The following is a 3,597-nucleotide window of genomic DNA, read 5'->3' as shown; positions in this document are numbered from 1 at the left end:
CTGCTTTGTTTTATTTGACGGCGGTTTTACAGGGCTTGTAATTACCAACTTTACTTCGCAAGCGGCGATGGAAATTTATGGCGATTACATGCGCAACATGGGAATGCCAGAAGATGAAATAGCGCATAGCCATTTATCAGACGACGTATCAAACGTACTAGGCGAGTTGATGAATCAAATTGTTGGCGACTTTACGTCTAAAGTGCGCGAGCAATTGCATACGTCTATTACACAAAACCAGCCAAAAATGATGGCAATAAACAAGCAAGTGCAAATATCGGTAGATACCACGATGGATCGCCCGCAAGCTCGCCGCGTAACATTCACCACAAGTAAACAAAATATTTTTTACTTGGAATTAGCGATGGATAAAACAGAGTTTATTAAATTACATGACTTTGATATTGCAGAAGCACTTGATCCAGACGACATAATTGAAAACGAAGCTAAAAAGAAGGCTGAAAAAGAAAGCGCAAAGGCTAAAGACGTTGTGCAAGACGATGCCGATGACGACTTTATGGCAGGCTTAGGACTTTAAAGTCTATTTACGTAGGTTGAGTTGAGTGAAACGAAACCCAACGGTTTTTAAAATAATTAGCAGTTAGGTAAAATCATTTAAAATAAAAAACGCGATTTTATATCGTGTTTTTTTGTGGGTTAAGGTTATTTAAGCATTAATTTGAATTAATTTTTTGATCTATTTACAATCGATACAATTAAAAAACTGAATACGCTCATATATGACGACCAAGTTTTTGTCTTTTAAAATTGAATATGGAAATAAAGTGTGAAAACGGTGTACTTAATAGGGAATGGCTTTGATCTTAATCTTGGTTTGAAAAGTAGCTATAAAGATTTTTATGGGTTCTACAAAATTCAAGAAAGTGACTCTTATCCAGTCAAAAATTTCAAAGACAATATCTCTAATAATATAGATAAATGGTCTGATTTAGAGTTAGCTCTTGGTGAATATACAAAAGAAATAAACTCATTAGATGAATTGGATGATATTCATGAGAATATCGTAGAAGAACTCGCCGAATATTTAACTTTAGCTCAAAAAAAATTTACTAAAGAAAAAATATCAAGCATAAATAATGAAAAATTCATTGAAGATCTATTTCATCCTGAAAAGTTTCTTTTAGTCAGAGATGCAATATCTTTGAGAAAATTCTTCGGGGGTAAAGATCGAAGACATAATTTTTATTCTATAGTTAATTTTAATTACACACATACGGCAGAACATATTTTAGGTCTAAATAATATTTCTAATCGTAACTCAAATCTTAAGATTGAGAAAAAAGAAGATGTTGGTCTACATAGGCTAGATTCTATATTCCATGTTCATGGAACAATAGATTCAGATATGGTCATCGGCGTTGATAATGCAGAGCAAATAATTAGTAAAGAACTTTCAAATAATATTGATGCTACAAATCATTTGATAAAACGAGACTGTAATTTAGTTATGAGACATGGCATTGAGTCCGACTGTGAAAAGTTGATTTCAGAAGCAGATCTAATATGCATATTTGGTTCATCTATTGGAGAGACTGATCAGTTATGGTGGGATTTAATAGCAGAGCAACTTAAGGAGAGGAATTGTAGACTAATAGTATTTGAATATTTACCAAGTATTAATAAAAGAAGGTCTCAGCTTCTTGAAAGGCGACGACGAGCATTGTTGAAAAAATTCATTGCACCCGAAGAACTTGAAGCAGTATCTAAACGTGTTTATTTTTCTTTTAATTCTGAAATGTTTTTTTTAAATTGATTTACCAAGTGCTTTTAGCGTTTTACTCCTTAATTGAGCTATTTTCTCGTTACTAATGCGTGCGGCTATAACTATCCTTTAGGCAATACTACCTACTCTTTAAACTTATAACCCACACTATAAACCGCAGCTATTGGGTTTAGTCCTGCTTGAATGTCGTTAATCTTTTTTCGTATATTTTTAATGTGTGTATCTATGTTGCGATCGGATATGTCGGTTGTGTCGCTGTATACGTTATTAATAATATCTTCGCGGGTAAAAACACGCCCTACGTGGCTTATAAATAATAAAAATATTTTAAACTCGACGGCGGTAAAGCCAATGCTTTTGCCGTTTAGGCGGGCTTCGTAATCGTCTTTGTGTAATTGAAAATTATTATGATTGATGATGTTGGTTTTAGGCTGGCTGGTCCTTCTTAGTACGGCTTTTATGCGTGCTATAACTTCTTTGGGGCTGAAGGGTTTGCATATGTAGTCATCGGCGCCGACCTCTAAACCCAGTAAGCGGTCTATTTCTTCACTTTTTGCGGTAAGCATAATAATAGGCACACTTGAAAAGGTGACGTGGTCAACTAAATTCAGTCACCCTAGTTAAGAAACCATATCTAATGTTTCGGTTCGTTCTTCAAAGTCATTTGGGCTTTGATAATTTAAGTACGAATGTAAGCGACGACTGTTGTACCACATGCAGATGTAATTCATTACATCCTGTTGAGCTTCATAACGCGTTGGGTAATTTTTCCAATGCACGCGCTCTTGCTTCAAACTACCGAAGAAGCTTTCTGCAACAGCATTATCCCAGCAACAACCTTTCTTACTCATGCTACCAATGAAGTCGTTTGACTTGAGCAATCTACGATATTGATGGCTTGCATATTGAACCCCTTGATCTGAATGGATAATCAACCCTGCTTTGGGTTGGCGTTGCCACATCGCCATAGTCAGTGCGTCACAGACAAGCTGCGCTTTCATTCGTGAGCCCATGCTCCAACCAACGACTTTACGCGAATATAAATCAATCACTACCGCCAGATATAACCAACCTTCTGCAGTCCAAACATAAGTGATATCTTGTACCCAAGCTTGATCAGCGGCTTCAACGTTGAAGTTTTGCTCAAGTACATTGGGATAAATAGGCTTGTTATGGTCACTATTCGTTGTTACTTTGTATTTCTTTTTATAACGCACCCAGACATTTGCCTCTTTCATTAACTGTGCTGTTTTGTGACGGCTCACCGGAAAACCGAGTGCATTTAAGACTTTCTGAATACGCCTTTCACCGTAAGTATTATCACTGAAGTGCGCTATGTCCTTGACCCAATCAATCATTTCTTGATGTGTTGGATCCTCTGATTTAGTTGAATATCGCTTTTGATAACTATAGTAATTGTTACTTTTTACACCCAGTATTCGGCACATTACCGCCACAGGCCAGGTCTTCTTGTATTGGGTTATGAACGAGTATTTCACTTCGTTTCTTTGGCAAAGAAGACCGTCGCTTTTTTTAATATTTCACGCTCCATTTCTAGGCGTTTCACTTGCGCTTTTAGCTCTCTGATCTCTTCTTGCTCAGGGGTCAAATTACCATTCCCTCTAAAAGCCTGCCCATCATCATTTTCAGCTTCTTTTATCCACCGACCAAGCATGTTGGGATTTACCCCTAAATTTCTAGAGGCTTCTGCTTGAGAGTAGTTTTGCTCAACAACTAATGCGATGGCATCAAGTTTAAATTCTTTGGAATACTTTTTACGTTTTGTCATTATCGATCTCCAGTTAAGTTGATTATCTCTTAACTGGGGTAGTCGAATCCATTAAACCACGTCA

4 protein-coding genes are annotated in these 3,597 nt (G+C 36.6%); 2 read left to right on the top strand and 2 right to left on the bottom strand.

Annotated elements, in window-relative coordinates; genetic code table 11:
- Together L654_RS01000000126370 and L654_RS0117850 are read left to right on the top strand one after the other, a co-directional pair.
- Positions 1–538, top strand: a 538-nt coding sequence (locus L654_RS01000000126370) for a DUF3334 family protein (RefSeq protein ID WP_024608648.1), incomplete at its 5' end; no start/stop codon positions are given.
- Between the two features lie 249 nt (positions 539–787).
- A complete protein-coding gene (locus L654_RS0117850) occupies positions 788–1,774 on the top strand; it encodes an AbiH family protein (protein WP_024608647.1) in 987 nt (328 codons plus the stop codon).
- Between the two features lie 92 nt (positions 1,775–1,866).
- Here the strand turns inward: L654_RS0117850 and L654_RS0117845 are convergent, their stop codons facing one another.
- Together L654_RS0117845 and L654_RS0117840 are read right to left on the bottom strand one after the other, a co-directional pair.
- Positions 1,867–2,322, bottom strand: a complete 456-nt coding sequence (locus L654_RS0117845; protein WP_050582320.1) for a winged helix-turn-helix domain-containing protein — start codon at positions 2,320–2,322, stop codon at positions 1,867–1,869.
- 42 nt (positions 2,323–2,364) lie between these two features.
- Positions 2,365–3,533, bottom strand: a protein-coding gene (locus tag L654_RS0117840; RefSeq protein WP_139016089.1) for an IS3 family transposase whose coding sequence is annotated in 2 segments (ribosomal slippage) — positions 2,365–3,257 and positions 3,257–3,533 — 1,170 coding nt in all. Because the reading frame shifts where the segments join, the coding sequence is not laid out codon by codon here.
- Positions 3,534–3,597 lie beyond the last annotated feature (64 nt).

This window comes from Pseudoalteromonas sp. TAB23, from assembly GCF_000498075.1.
GTDB lineage: Bacteria > Pseudomonadota > Gammaproteobacteria > Enterobacterales > Alteromonadaceae > Pseudoalteromonas > Pseudoalteromonas arctica.
This window is presented reverse-complemented; position numbering and strand designations above follow the sequence as displayed.